The organism is Croceitalea sp. W27, from assembly GCF_055693185.1.
Window position 1 is genome coordinate 947,151 of sequence record NZ_CM146327.1, and the last position, 14,196, is coordinate 961,346.

The window sequence follows — 14,196 nt, forward strand, 5'->3', positions numbered from 1 at the left end:
AATAGGACAGCTTAAAATTAGAATTTTTTAACTTTAAATTTTAACTGTCAGATGAAAAAAAGCAAGTTTACCGAGAGCCAGATCATCAAGGCCCTGAAAGAGAACGAACAAGGAAGAAGTGTGGGCGATGTTTCCCGCGAGATGGGCATCGACAAGAGCACTTTCTACTATTGGCGCAAGAAGTACGGCGGTATGGAGGTCGCCCATATGAAGCGATTGAAGGAACTCGAGGAGGAGAACCGCAAGCTCAAGCAGATGTACGCCGATGTAAGCCTGGACGTTCGTATGCTCAAGGACGTACTGTCAAAAAAGTTCTAGGGCCTTCCGACAAGAAGCACCGTGCAAAGTACCTTCAAGAGGCCTATTCGGTCTGTGTATCACGTTCCTGCGAAGTTATCGGGCTTGCCCGTTCGATGTGGTACTACCATACCAAGAAGGACGACACCGAACTGATCGATGCGCTATCGAGGTTGGCGCGGGAACTGCCTACCAGAGGTTTCGAGGTGTATTTCAAACGGCTTCGTCGAGAAGGCCATAAATGGAACAGGAAACGTGTGCTTCGGGTCTATCGGTCGATGGGGCTGAAGTTAAGGAGAAAACACAAAAAGAGACTGCCATCCAGGGTAAAGAACCCTTTGGAAGCACCAACGGAACTCAATGAGGTCTGGAGCATGGACTTCATGGCCGACGTTCTCTCCGATGGAAGAAAGGTCAGGGTGTTCAACGTGATGGACGATTGCAACCGGGAAGCCTTGGCCATGGACATTGGCCTGAACTATCCCGCCAAAAAGGTAGTGGATACCTTGGGGCATTTGGAAGAGGAAATAGGGCTTCCAAAGACCATACGCTGTGACAACGGCCCCGAGTTCATATCCAAGACACTCAATGATTGGTGTAAAAAGAAAAGGGTTGAGCTTAGGTTCATACAACCGGGCAAACCCATGCAGAACGGATTCTTGGAAAGGCTCAACAGGTTTTACAGGGAGGACGTACTCGATGCCTACTGGTTCAATGACCTTCACCAAATAAGGACATTGACCAATAAATGGATGGAAGATTACAATACAAAGCACCCGCACTCGGCATTAAATGATATGCCTCCTCGGGAATACAAAAACCGTTTCGGGGAAGAATTCTTCCCCGAAACAAACATTATTGACCAAAAATTGTTGAACTTAGAGTTGTCCTAAAAAAGGTAAGGCTACAGATCCTCATATTTTAAAGACTGAAAGTGAAATAAATAATATTTTGAGAACTAACAAAGATAATTTTAATGGCGGAAATGTTCGAATAAAAAAAGGAATTGAACATATTGATCGTATTCTAAAATTACTTAGAGAAGAACTACAGTAAAATGCTATTATAATTAATAACGAAAGCACAACAACAGCTATAATTCATTGTGGTTTTGTGCCACATCAAACTAAAAGTATAAATCAAACGGTTGGATTTCGGCGCAAAGGCCTAATTAGAAAGCTCTAGCTGCGGTACGTGAGGAATGAAAACGTACCCCATCAAGTGCCTAAAAGTAATTTGGCCATGTTCACCCGCACTTCACTATATTTAAATAAATTTAAATCCGCTACATGCTGAACGTAACTACGTTTAACCCGGCGTTATGTGCAAGCTCTACTAAAAATGAAAATACTGACGAAAGGACAATATTACGGAGTAAAAGATTTGGAAAAATCATTCGATGGGATTCTGTTATCCCAATACAATTATAATACAGGTAGACCTACTGATTGGCATTACCATGAAAACCCCTATTTCTGGTACGTCCTAAATGGGAATATGAAAGATTGCAATAAGAAAATGAAAACCTTATGTCCAGCAGGAAGCTTAATGCTTACTAATTGGCAAGAAACCCATTATGGTTCCAAGCACTCAGAGAATGCGGCAGGATTTCATCTTGAATTTGAAAAAAGTTGGCTTAAAAAGAATGATATAAGTCTAGCGATTTTAGAAGGCAGTCAATTAATACAACAACCTAAAATACATTTTCTATTTGCTAAACTATACCAAGAGTTTTTGCAGAATGACACATACAGTAAAATAGCTATTGAACTTTTATTGGTTCAAATTTGTGATGCTCTAAGTGACTTAAAAAATAATAGCTCTACTCAAAATATTCCTGAATGGGTTGAACATTTGAAAGAACTTGTGCATTTTGACAATTCCAATTTCAATTTAAAATATCTTTCAGAACAGCTTGGGGTACACCCAACTCATATTTCTAGAGCCGCCTCCAAATATCTTTCTGTAAATCTGGGTGAGTACATAAGGCAACAAAAGCTAAAAAAAGCCATTCCTCTTTTACTTAATTCAGACAATTCGCTAACTACTATTGCTTACGAAGCAGGATTTGCAGACCAGAGTCATTTTAACCGTGTATTCAATTCTGTTTTTGATATGAACCCTAGTTCTTACAGAAAAAGACTGAAGAAAATATAGTCGTGCTAATCTGGTACAATTTTTAGCAAAATTCATAAGCTAACTTTGCTATCAATTAAAACCTAATTATGTTTAAATTTCTTCGCTACTTAGTTTTCTTTTTACTACTATCCTTATCCAGTTGTGCGCAACAAATAAATGATGAAGATCTAGTAGGTGACTGGAAAGGAAAACTTACAAACGCTAATGATCTGCTATTAGATATAAAGATAAGGTTGAAAGGAAAAGATGCGGTTTTTACATTTTCAACAAAAAATAAAAACAATACAACAAAAGAGTTTAGATTCAGTAATACATTTAAGCTTGAGCTAGATGACAATCTTACATTTAGCGGTAGGGTCAATCAAGATAAATCTATAATAAATGGATTTATGGGATTAAAAGGAAACTTTTATCCGGTTAAGCTATATAGAAAAGAAAATCTTTATGTTGGTAGTTTAAATTTGTCGGTATTGCATCATTTAAAACCAAACAATTTACGACTCAGAATAGAAGAAGTAAACGAAAATGGCTATACGATATATCCTCTATTGGGATCTTTCTGGGTCAGTGACTATAGGCAAGAAAAAAATAGTATATCTTTTAACGACTATCCGACAGGGCTCAAATTTGAAGGCAAAATTAAACCTTCGGAGATTGTCTTTGACATTAGCTTAGCCGGTATTTTTATTACAAAAACAACATTTAAAAAAGTTGAACAAGAAAAAGCCCCCCCTTTAGTTTCGTCAGGTGAAAATAGTACAATAGATGACGGTTGGGAATCTTCAAGAAATCGCTTAGTGCTGACACGAATGGAAGCAGATATTCAAAGTGATAGTCTAGAAGGTATGGAGAGCATTCTTGTGGCGCAAAAAGGAAAAATTTTATACGAAAAATATTTCGCCGGTTTCAATGTCCATACACCTCACACTACACGTTCTGCTTCTAAAAGCATATCGTCAGCCATAATAGGTATTGCCATTGACGACAGAATTATAGAAAGTGTAGAAGAGAAATTATATAATTTCATACCCCAAGAGTATCAGTACACAAAAGATTCTTTAAAGTCTAAAATCACAATCAAACATCTATTGACAATGAGTTCTGGATTAGATGTAAATAATAAAGCATCTGAGGGGTACTACCAAGATGAATCGGATGATAGTTGGTTGAAAACAGTTTTAGAAGCGCCTATGGTACATGAGCCAGGAGCCTATACCGATTATGGTTCTGCCAATCCATTTTTATTAGGGGTTTACCTATACAGTCGATTAGATATTCCCTTAGAATTTTATATTCACGAAAAGCTGTTCGCTCCTTTAGGCATCACAAATTATATCATGAATACGGATGATACCGGAATTATACCCTATTTTGGAGGTGGTTTGCCCTTAACCCCAAGAGATATGCTCAAGTTTGGTCAACTTTATCTTAATGAAGGGATATGGAACGGAGAGCGAATAATATCTAAAAGTTGGGTTCATGAGTCTTTTAAAAAACATACTCGTCTTCAAGATTCCCGCTATAAAGATGAATACGGTTATTTCTGGTATCATCATACCTATATAATAGATGGAAAGTCTATTAAATCTATTGAGGCAAGAGGTGCTGGAGGCCAATTTATTTTTGTAGTACCAGAGTTAGAAGTCGTGGCTGTAACTACGGCAGGCAATTACAGAAATGGGAAAACTGGTCAATCACTTGAAATATTCAGAGATTATATCCTTCCTGCTTTGTTGAAATAAAAAGCCAGCACATAACAATTGCAATAATTCATTGCTGAATTGTTTGTCGCAAAGAACTTTTCTTACCTTCAATACATCAATAACGAACATACGAGCCGGGGCCGTTAAAGTCAAATCAATACTTTGAATGTTTACTTTTCTATAGGCTTCACCCAATACTCCCCTACTTCAGGTTTTTCATAAAAATCAGACGATTTTGCTTCATTTGACAAGTCTACATTTTCAAAAACCACTTGATTTCTAAGTCCTTTAATTTCCCCATCTTCAACAGTATACCAAGAAATAGAGTTGGGTAAAACCAAGTTCTTTATGTTTTGCCAATCGTTATAACGAATCCATTTTACATTATCAGATTTTTCACCACTACGGTAGGTAACCGTATAGCCCAACCATTCCATCTGCTGGGTCTCAGCATTGTAATGAATATAGTAGTCATCTTTTGAGGAAGTACCTACTCCGGCATTGTAACTGATTTTAATTCCGGGGTAGCTAACGCCTTCAAAAACCAAGTCATCGGTTTCACTATAAATAATACCATCATCGGCCAGTACAAAGGGCATAGCGTAAAAATAGAACATGAGATTATGATAGAACTCAGGATTTCCTTTATACGCCTTATTCGCATCGACCACCCATGGCTTACCGTCAAACCCAAGCGTATAGTCTGGAGTTTCGATTTTTTCGTTTCTTGACCATAAATCAATTGTATGTGTCTCTGGGTTATCAGGTTTTGGCACTACAAAAGAAAGTGAACGCTGTTTTTTCCAAGCAGCTAAGCCACCATGGGCATCAAAGACTTTTTGTAAAGCTTCGGGATATTCGTTCTGGGCGTTTTTAGCAATAGTCTCAACTTGTTCTTTAGCTTCTGCAGCTTCTTTTGTTGTTTGTTTGCAGGCAATAAAGGGTAATAATAGGGCAAGTAAAAACAGTTTTTTCATGGTCTTTTGTTTATTCGTCTGTCGAAAAATAAGAATTAAGTTTACAGGAATGGCTATTTTTATCGAGTGGATAGCCAAAAAATAATCACAAGCCTTCAAAACCCTTTGGTAAAAAAGGTTTTACAGCTCAAAGAAAAATCTAGGGAACGCAAAAAAACCGGACTTTTTAGTATTGAAGGGCTAAGGGAAATTGAATTGGCCCAAAAAGGAGGCTATATTATTGAAACGGTTTTATACTGTGATGCTATCGATGCCAATTTACAAATTCAAGCTCCTGAAGAAATAGCCATTTCACGAGCTGTTTATGAAAAATTGGCCTACCGCCAAACAACGGAGGGGGTTTTAGCCATAGCCAAGTCTAAAAATCACACTTTAGATACGCTAAAATTCAAAACAAAAAATCCACTTGTTCTAGTAGCGGAAGCCCCAGAAAAGCCCGGAAATATTGGAGCACTACTACGTACCGCTGATGCTGCAAATTTAGATGCCGTACTCATTGCCAATCCGAAATCAGATTTATACAATCCCAATATCATTCGTTCAAGCGTAGGTTGCCTATTTACCACCCAGATAGCCACGGGAACTACCGAAGAAATCATTTCGGTCTTGCAAAAAGAAAAAATTACAATAAACTGTGCCGCACTGACCGCTTCACAAAATTATATAGAGACCGATTTTACCCAACCAACGGCTATTGTGGTCGGTACAGAGGCCACGGGCCTATCAGATACTTGGTTGGCCAGTTCTGACCAAAACATTATAATACCCATGCAGGGTGAAATAGATTCTATGAACGTTTCCGTCTCTGCCGCAATACTTATCTTTGAAGCCAAACGCCAACGCGGATTTTAATTGCCTATGGATAGTAAATTACTCTTTTCCCTCATTATTGGAATTTTAATAGCCCAGTATCTTATCGATACTTTTTTAGATTATTTAAATGCAAAAAAATACCGAGAAGCTATCCCCGAAGAATTAAATGATGTTTTCGACGAGGCCGAATATCAAAAATCCCAGGCTTACAAAAAGACCAACTATCGATTTGGAATAGCCAACGATACTTTCTCCCTACTGTTGACCATATCATTTTTACTATTCGGAGGTTTTGAGTGGGTTGACGAAATAGTCAGAAGTTTTACGACAAACCCAATTCTAATGGCTTTAGCGTTTTTTGGAATCATCGTTATAGGAAGCAGTATTATTTCTATTCCATTTTCGTACTACCAAACCTTTGTCATAGAAGAAAAATTTGGGTTCAATAAAACAACCAAAAAACTATTCTTTATCGACTTATTAAAAGGACTGGTAATGACAACTGTTTTAGGCGGAGGGCTTTTAGCGTTGGTGATTCTTTTCTTACAATGGACAGGTGATAGCTTCTGGTTGTATGCCTGGGGGCTTTTTGCAATTCTAATGCTGTTTATCAACCTATTTTATAGTAAACTCATTGTTCCGCTTTTTAACAAACAAACCCCTTTAGAAGCTGGCAGCTTAAAGAGCTCCATTGAATCATATGCACAAAAGGTGGGGTTTGAACTTGACAATATTTTTGTGATAGACGGTTCAAAGCGTTCCACCAAGGCAAATGCCTATTTTTCTGGTTTTGGTAAGCAAAAACGAGTAACCTTGTTCGATACCTTGATCAATGATTTAAATGAAGAAGAAATTGTTGCCGTGCTAGCGCACGAGGTCGGGCATTATAAACGTAAGCATATTATTTTCAATCTTTTTGCGACTATCAGCCTTACTGGACTTACGCTATTTATACTATCGCTCTTTATCAATAATCCTGAGCTTTCATTGGCCATTGGGGTATCAAACCCTAGTTTTCATGCAGCCTTGGTAGGTTTTGTGCTGTTATACAGTCCGATTTCGACCATAACTGGTTTAGCAATGAACTTTCTATCCAGAAAGTTCGAATTTCAGGCAGATGATTATGCGAAAGAAACCTTTGCGGCTTCGCCACTAATAACATCTTTAAAGAAACTGTCAAAAAATAGCTTAAGCAATTTAACGCCGCACCCTGCTTATGTTTTTATGCACTACTCACATCCGCCATTAATTCAGCGAATTCGTAATCTAAAGGCATAATTTTTGTTGCTCACCTATAAAGATTATGGTAATTTTAATTAACAATGACGGTAGAAGCAATAGAGAAAGAAAACAAGCAAATTGCCAAGCAATATAAAGAACTGCTTCGCATAAGCTATCAGACGCTTTCCGCTGAGGATAAAAAACTGATACGCTCTGCTTTTGATGTTGCTGTTGATGCGCACAAAGACCAACGCCGTAAATCTGGAGAAGCCTACATTTTCCACCCTATAGCGGTTGCTAAAATCGTAGCATCAGAGATTGGGTTAGATGCAGTATCCATAGCCTCTGCCCTGCTTCATGATGTTGTGGAGGACACCCCATACACCTTAGATGACATAGAGCGCATGTTCGGTGAAACCGTTGCACGAATTGTAGACGGACTTACCAAAATTGCGCATTTAAAAAAGGATAAAAATATTAGTCAACAAGCGGAGAATTTCCGAAAAATGCTGTTGACCTTGCATGACGACGTTCGTGTCATTATTATCAAAATTGCCGATAGGTACCATAATATGCTCACCATGGACGCCATGCCAGAGCATAAACAGGTGAAAATCGCATCTGAAACCTTATATATTTATGCACCATTAGCGCATAGAATAGGGCTTTATAATATTAAGACCCGACTTGAAGATTTAAGTTTAAAATACACCGAACCCGAGGTCTACAATGATATCCATGATAAAATTGAAGATACCGAAGACGAACAGAAAGAATATATCGATGCGTTCACTAAAGTTATTCGCGATTCTTTAGACACTGAAGGACTTAGCTACACGGTCAAAGGCCGAATGAAATCCATTTTTTCGATTAGACGAAAAATGATGGCTCAAAACGTGGCTTTTGATGAGATTTACGACAAGTTCGCAATTCGTATTATTTACAAATCTGATCGTAAGAATGAAAAGTTTTTGGCATGGAAAATTTATTCCATTGTTACCGATCACTTTACCCCCAATCCTGTAAGACTGCGCGATTGGATTACATCACCTAAATCTACTGGGTACGAAGCCTTGCACATTACCGTCATGGGCCCTGAGGGAAAATGGGTTGAAGTCCAGATTCGAAGTGAGCGCATGCACGAAATCGCCGAAAAGGGGTATGCAGCGCACTTTAAATACAAACACGGCGACCAAAAAGAGCAAGGTATCGAGGTTTGGCTCAACCGCTTACAAGAAGCCCTGGAAAATGCCAATGTCAGTGCTGTTGATTTTGTTGAAGAGTTCAAACTGAACTTATACTCCAAAGAAATCTTTGTTTTTACGCCCAAAGGCGAGTTGAAATCACTACCAAAAGGTGCTTCTCCCTTAGATTTCGCATTCCATATTCACACCGAAATCGGCATGAAAACCCGTGGTGCCAAAGTGAATGGAAAATTGGTTCCGTTGAATACGGTGCTTCATAGCGGAGATCAAGTAGAAATCATTACCTCTGAAATTGCAAAACCCAACCAAAACTGGCTGGATTATGCCCATACGGCTCGAGCCAGGGCCAAGATAAAATCTTCTCTGCGTGAAGAAAAGAAAGAAGTTGCCGATGAAGGAAAAGAAATTCTAAGAAGAAAACTCAAGTCTCAGAAAATTACGCTCAACGAAGATGTAGTTAACAAAATGGTCATCTATTTTAAGTTAAAGACCAGTTTAGATTTATTCTTCAGGGTGGGTAATGGTGCAATTGACAATCAAAAAATAAAAGATTTTGTTGCCAACTATAATAATGCTTTCATCAACTTCTTTAAAAACAAGATTCGACGTGCTCCGGTACCCGAAGATATCAACAAAGAAGAGATTACCTCTAAATACGACATGCTCGTTTTTGGAAGTGAAGAAGAAAAATTAGAATACAAATTGTCACAGTGCTGCAACCCTATACCCGGTGATGAAGTTTTTGGTTTTGTTAGCGTAACCGATGGCATTAAGGTGCATACTAAAAACTGCCCTAACGCAATTTCACTTCAGTCCAATTATGCTTACCGTATTATCTCAGCGAAATGGATAGATTCATCACAAGAAGATTTTTCTGCTGATATTTCACTCACTGGCATCGATAACCTTGGTCTGGTGAACGAAATCACAAATATCATTTCAGATAACATGCATGTAAACATGCGTAACCTTAATTTTAGTACCGATGGAGGTACTTTTTCCGGTAAGATTACGGTGGTCGTGAAAAACAAAAATATTCTAAAAAAATTAGTTGATAATTTGAAGCGAATTGAAGGTATTGACAAAGTAAGTAGGATTTAATTTTTAACTGTACATTTGCAAAATAGCACAGGAATATCGCCATGGACAATACTAAAAATCAGGAAATCGTAAAAAACGTATTTACTACGTTTCTAGAGGAAAATGGGCATAGAAAAACACCTGAGCGCTATGCAATTTTGCAAGAGATTTATGAAAGTGAAGATCATTTTGATGTAGAATCGTTATACATCAAAATGAAAACTAAAAATTATCGTGTTAGTAGGGCTACGCTCTACAATACTATTGAGCTTCTTTTAGACTGTAAACTGGTGAGAAAACACCAATTCGGAAAAAATCAGGCGCAATACGAGAAATCTTATTTTGACAGACAACACGATCACGTTATTTTGACCGATACCGGTGAGGTTGTAGAATTCTGTGACCCTCGAATTCAGTCAATTAAAAAAACAATAGAAGAGGTTTTTGATATTAAGATCAATACCCATTCTCTATATTTCTACGGAACCAGAAACAAAGAAGAAAACCTAACCGATTAACCAAAAAACTTCATGGTAGATTTATTGCTTGGACTCCAATGGGGAGACGAAGGAAAAGGAAAAATTGTTGATGTACTTACAAAGAATTATAATATCATTGCCCGTTTTCAAGGAGGCCCAAACGCAGGTCACACCTTAGAATTCGATGGTATAAAACATGTTTTAAGAACTATTCCCTCAGGTATTTTTCATGAAGATTCTACAAACGTAATAGGTAACGGGGTTGTTATAGACCCAGTGGTTTTTGTTCAAGAATTAGATGGTTTAGACCAGTTTAATCTTGATTATAAATCAAAGTTGATCATCTCGAGAAAAGCGCACGTAATACTGCCAACACATCGTTTGTTGGATGCAGCCTCTGAAACCTCTAAAGGAAAAGCCAAGATTGGTTCTACTTTAAAAGGTATTGGACCAACTTATATGGATAAAACCGGACGAAACGGTATTCGAATTGGCGATTTGGAATTACCCAATTGGAAAGAGAAGTATAGAGCTTTGGCCAACAAGCATGAAGCAATGATCGGATTCTACAATGTAGATATTCAATACAACCTAAATGAAATGGAAGACGAGTTCTTTGCGGCAGTTGAGCGCTTAAAAGAATTACAGTTTATAGATAGTGAAGAGTATTTAAATCAGGCACTTACAAGTAAGAAAACCATTTTAGCTGAAGGGGCACAAGGTTCTTTATTGGATATAGATTTCGGAACATACCCCTACGTAACCTCATCTAACACTACCGCTTCCGGAGCTTGTACGGGCTTAGGCATAGCGCCAAATAAAATTGGTGAGGTATTCGGAATATTCAAAGCCTATACCACTAGGGTAGGTTCGGGACCCTTTCCTACGGAGTTGTTTGATGAGATCGGTGCCGAAATGGCGCGTATAGGGCATGAATTTGGCGCGGTTACAGGTCGGCCAAGACGCTGTGGATGGCTCGATTTGGTGGCGCTCAAATACGCTTGCCAAGTCAATGGTGTAACTCAATTAAGCATGATGAAAGGCGATGTGCTTTCAGGGTTCAAAACTTTAAAAGTTTGTACCGCATATAAGTATAAAGGAGAAACGATCACGCATTTACCATTTAATATAGAAGAGGAAAACGTGACGCCTATCTATACTGAATTTAAAGGTTGGAAAGAAGATTTGACCAAAATGAGAAATGTATCCGAATTTCCAAAAGAATTAAACCAGTATATTGAATTTTTAGAGAAGGAGCTTGATATTCCTATTAAAATAGTTTCTGTAGGGCCAGATAGAACACAGACGATTCACAGGTAGGTTTTCCTAAACCTTTCTAAATCTAAATACATACATTGCCCAAAAATCCTACTTTTGGCTAAATTCTTATGGATTTGAGAAATATATTCTTTTTTCTAGTACTCTTTTCTTTTTTGTATTCCAAAGGACAAGAACAACCCAAACCGAAAGGAAGACAGATTAATATAGTTTACGGAGCCAACTTTACCAAGGACGAAGAAAAATTTCCTGGAGCCTCTATTTTCAGTAAAGACGATGAGCGCCAAGTTCAATTTGAACATCAAGGAGCCGACTTATGGTGTGATATAGCCATTTTTTATTCCAAAGAGAATCGATTGAAAGCCATTGGCAATGTGCGAATGCAACAAGGTGACTCTATCGAAATGAATAGTGGTAAGATGGACTATAATGGCGATACCAAACTTGCTAAGGCTTGGGAAAAGGTCGACCTAGCTGATGGTCAAATGACTTTAACCACGGATACATTATACTTTAATCGTGAAAAGCAAGAATCGTATTACCGCTCAGGGGGCAAGGTTGTAGATTCTGTAAACGTGCTTACCAGTATTATCGGAACTTACTTCACAGAATTAAAAAAAGTACAGTTCCGTAAAAACGTTCATATCGACAATCCTGAATACACCATTGACTCCGAACAACTGGATTATTACAGGGTTTCGAAAAACGCATATATGTACGGTCCCTCGACCATAGTTGGTGATGAGTATACTATTTATTGTGAACGTGGATTTTACGATACTAAAATAGAACAGGGTTACGGCGTAAAAAACACAACCATTAACTACAGCAATAGAATTATTGAAGGAGATAGTGTCTATTTTGACAAAGTAACTTCTTTCGCTTCTGCGACCAACAATATTATAGTTACAGATACTATTAATAAAGGGATAATAAGAGCCCACTATGCGGAGATTTTCAAAGAAAAAGATTCTGTTTTTGCAACAAAAAGAGCGGTAGCTATAAATCTTGTGGAGCAAGATTCCATTTACATTCATGGAGATACATTAATGGTCACAGGAAAGCCTGAAGAACGTATTTTAAGGGCTTTTCGTAATGCAAAATTTTATAAAACCGATTTAAGTGGCAAATGCGATTCTATACATTCTGAACAAAAAACAGGTATCACCCAACTAATTACCGATCCTATTTTATGGAATGTCGATAACCAAATGACCGGTGATAGCATTCATTTAATATCCGATTTAGAAACTGAAAAATTAGACTCTCTTAAAGTCATTAATAATGCTTTTATTATTGCCCTTGACACCATTAGTAAAACAGGTTACAATCAAGCAAAAGGAAAAGATTTATTCGGAAAATTTATTGATAATTCACTAGAGATCATTGATTTGGTCAAAAACACCGAAGTCATTTACTACATGTACAATGATGACCAAGAACTAATCGGTATCGACAAGACCATATGCAGTAAAATTAGAATGCATATGAAAAATAACGATATCGATGAACTTATTTTTTACGTGAATCCTGATGGTGATATTTTTCCAGAAAAAGATTTACCCGTAGACAGTAGAAAATTAAAAGGTTTTATTTGGCGCGGTGAAGAACGTATTCTAAACAAAGAAGCTATTTTTGATGAGGATGATAACAATATTACCTTAGTAAAAATCAGGGGTATTGATGATGAAGTGGATATCGATACCGAAGAACAAGAGCGTAGCGGCAATGGCCAACCTGCTACAAAAGTTTCTAAAATCAACACCAAAGCGACCAAACCCAAGCGCCCTGTTCTCAAAAAAGTAGGAAGTTAATTTATGAAGGATGATTTCTTCAAATATCAGGCTCAGACCACACCACATCCTCTTGCATTAGAAATTGCACATGCTAAGGGAAGTTACATATACGATACGGAAGGCAACGCACATTTAGATTTTGTTGCTGGCGTATCTGCATGTTGCTTAGGGCATTGCCACCCTAAAATTGTGCAAGCTATAAAATCGCAGACCGATAAATATATGCATGTCATGGTCTACGGTGAATACGTGCAAGAACCAGCTGTAGCCTATACAAAGCTGTTGGCGTCACATCTGCCCAAAAACCTAGAGACCACCTATTTGGTTAATTCTGGCACCGAAGCTATTGAAGGTGCATTAAAGTTAGCCCGAAGATATACCGGTCGCTCAGAGCTTATTGCGGCAAATAATGCATATCATGGTAACACGATGGGCAGTCTAAGTGTAACGGGGTATGAGGCAAGAAAGAGCGCATTCCGTCCATTAATTCCCAATGTAAGGTTTATTCAATTCAACTCACTTTCAGATCTCGAGAAAATTACCAAAAAAACTGCCGCCGTTCTTTTAGAAACCATTCAAGGTGGTGCTGGTTTTATACTTCCAAAAAATGATTATTTAAAAGAGGTGAGACAACGCTGCAATGAGATGGGCGCATTGCTGATTTTAGATGAAATTCAACCCGGTTTCGGAAGAACCGGAAAGCTATTCGCTTTTGAGCATTTCGATATTACACCTGACATTTTGGTTGTCGGAAAAGGCATGGCATCTGGTCTACCCGTAGGAGCTTTTATAGCCTCACACAAAATGATGGCAACATTACAAGAGCATCCAAAATTAGGGCACATTACCACTTTTGGCGGTAATCCTGTCATTGCTGCCGCAAGTTTAGCTACGCTAAAAGAAGTGACTGAAAGTCAACTAATTACCTATACTTTAGAAAAAGAACAACTATTTCGTTCTCTTTTGGTACACCCTTTGATTAAAGAAGTAAGGGGCAAAGGCTTGATGTTGGCCTTGCTGTTCGAGAAAATAGAAATTGTTAATTATTTAGTGTTGGAGGCAGCAAAGAAAAGGCTTATTTTATTCTGGCTGTTATTTGAACCAAAAGCCGTGAGAATATCACCTCCGTTGACAATTTCTGAGGAAGAAATAAAGATAGGTTGTCTACAAATAGTTGATTTATTGAATGCTTATCAATAGAGCACTGT

At 37.9% G+C, this 14,196-nt stretch carries 11 protein-coding genes; 10 read left to right on the forward strand and 1 reads right to left on the reverse strand.

All coding sequences use genetic code 11. From position 1 onward, the window contains the following. Positions 1–51 precede the first annotated feature (51 nt). From ACZ1GR_RS04275 to ACZ1GR_RS04285, 3 genes are all read left to right on the forward strand, one after another. A protein-coding gene (locus tag ACZ1GR_RS04275) for an IS3 family transposase (protein WP_472610993.1) occupies positions 52–1,190 on the forward strand; the annotation gives its coding sequence in 2 pieces (ribosomal slippage) (positions 52–313 and positions 313–1,190; 1,140 coding nt in all). Between the two features lie 448 nt (positions 1,191–1,638). Beyond that, entirely contained in the window at positions 1,639–2,454 is an 816-nt protein-coding gene (locus ACZ1GR_RS04280; RefSeq protein ID WP_472610994.1) for a helix-turn-helix domain-containing protein, read from the forward strand. 68 nt (positions 2,455–2,522) lie between these two features. Continuing rightward, a complete protein-coding gene (locus ACZ1GR_RS04285) occupies positions 2,523–4,178 on the forward strand; it encodes a serine hydrolase domain-containing protein (protein WP_472610995.1) in 1,656 nt (551 codons plus the stop codon). 131 nt (positions 4,179–4,309) lie between these two features. On the opposite strand, the gene ACZ1GR_RS04290 is transcribed toward ACZ1GR_RS04285, so the two are convergent. Further along, positions 4,310–5,116: a DUF6503 family protein gene (locus ACZ1GR_RS04290; protein WP_472610996.1), complete on the reverse strand. Its 807-nt coding sequence runs from the start codon at positions 5,114–5,116 to the stop codon at positions 4,310–4,312. 105 nt (positions 5,117–5,221) lie between these two features. Here ACZ1GR_RS04290 and ACZ1GR_RS04295 point away from each other — a divergent pair, with 105 nt between their 5' ends. The 7 genes from ACZ1GR_RS04295 to ACZ1GR_RS04325 all read left to right on the forward strand — a co-directional run bounded on the left by ACZ1GR_RS04295 (position 5,222) and on the right by ACZ1GR_RS04325 (position 14,188). Beyond that, positions 5,222–5,968 (forward strand): TrmH family RNA methyltransferase, encoded by a 747-nt coding sequence (locus tag ACZ1GR_RS04295; protein WP_472610997.1) that lies wholly within the window; start codon positions 5,222–5,224, stop codon positions 5,966–5,968. A gap of 6 nt (positions 5,969–5,974) precedes the next feature. Then, positions 5,975–7,207, forward strand: coding sequence for a M48 family metallopeptidase (locus ACZ1GR_RS04300; protein WP_472610998.1), 1,233 nt, complete (start codon positions 5,975–5,977; stop codon positions 7,205–7,207). Between the two features lie 44 nt (positions 7,208–7,251). Continuing rightward, positions 7,252–9,456, forward strand: a complete 2,205-nt coding sequence (locus ACZ1GR_RS04305; RefSeq protein WP_472610999.1) for a RelA/SpoT family protein — start codon at positions 7,252–7,254, stop codon at positions 9,454–9,456. A gap of 41 nt (positions 9,457–9,497) precedes the next feature. Further along, complete coding sequence (locus ACZ1GR_RS04310) at positions 9,498–9,953, forward strand: Fur family transcriptional regulator (RefSeq protein ID WP_377765177.1); 456 nt, start codon at positions 9,498–9,500, stop codon at positions 9,951–9,953. A 12-nt stretch (positions 9,954–9,965) separates the two neighbouring features. Further along, positions 9,966–11,234, forward strand: coding sequence for an adenylosuccinate synthase (locus tag ACZ1GR_RS04315; RefSeq protein WP_472611000.1), 1,269 nt, complete (start codon positions 9,966–9,968; stop codon positions 11,232–11,234). 68 nt (positions 11,235–11,302) lie between these two features. After that, positions 11,303–13,006 carry an OstA-like protein gene (locus ACZ1GR_RS04320; protein WP_472611001.1) on the forward strand — a complete coding sequence of 568 codons (1,704 nt, stop codon included), beginning with the start codon at positions 11,303–11,305 and terminating at the stop codon, positions 13,004–13,006. Positions 13,007–13,009: 3 nt separating this feature from the next. Beyond that, a complete protein-coding gene (locus ACZ1GR_RS04325; RefSeq protein ID WP_472611002.1) occupies positions 13,010–14,188 on the forward strand; it encodes an aspartate aminotransferase family protein in 1,179 nt (392 codons plus the stop codon). Positions 14,189–14,196: the final 8 nt, after the last annotated feature.

Excerpts from the sequence above, each read along its gene's own strand:
- ACZ1GR_RS04320 (WP_472611001.1), top strand. The coding sequence starts at position 11,303 with ATGGATTTGAGAAATATATTCTTTTTTCTAGTACTCTTTTCTTTTTTG.
- ACZ1GR_RS04305 (WP_472610999.1), top strand. The coding sequence starts at position 7,252 with ATGACGGTAGAAGCAATAGAGAAAGAAAACAAGCAAATTGCCAAGCAA.
- ACZ1GR_RS04290 (WP_472610996.1), bottom strand. The coding sequence starts at position 5,116 with ATGAAAAAACTGTTTTTACTTGCCCTATTATTACCCTTTATTGCCTGC.
- ACZ1GR_RS04280 (WP_472610994.1), top strand. The coding sequence starts at position 1,639 with ATGAAAATACTGACGAAAGGACAATATTACGGAGTAAAAGATTTGGAA.
- ACZ1GR_RS04310 (WP_377765177.1), top strand. The coding sequence starts at position 9,498 with ATGGACAATACTAAAAATCAGGAAATCGTAAAAAACGTATTTACTACG.
- ACZ1GR_RS04300 (WP_472610998.1), top strand. The coding sequence starts at position 5,975 with ATGGATAGTAAATTACTCTTTTCCCTCATTATTGGAATTTTAATAGCC.
- ACZ1GR_RS04285 (WP_472610995.1), top strand. The coding sequence starts at position 2,523 with ATGTTTAAATTTCTTCGCTACTTAGTTTTCTTTTTACTACTATCCTTA.
- ACZ1GR_RS04315 (WP_472611000.1), top strand. The coding sequence starts at position 9,966 with ATGGTAGATTTATTGCTTGGACTCCAATGGGGAGACGAAGGAAAAGGA.
- ACZ1GR_RS04325 (WP_472611002.1), top strand. The coding sequence starts at position 13,010 with ATGAAGGATGATTTCTTCAAATATCAGGCTCAGACCACACCACATCCT.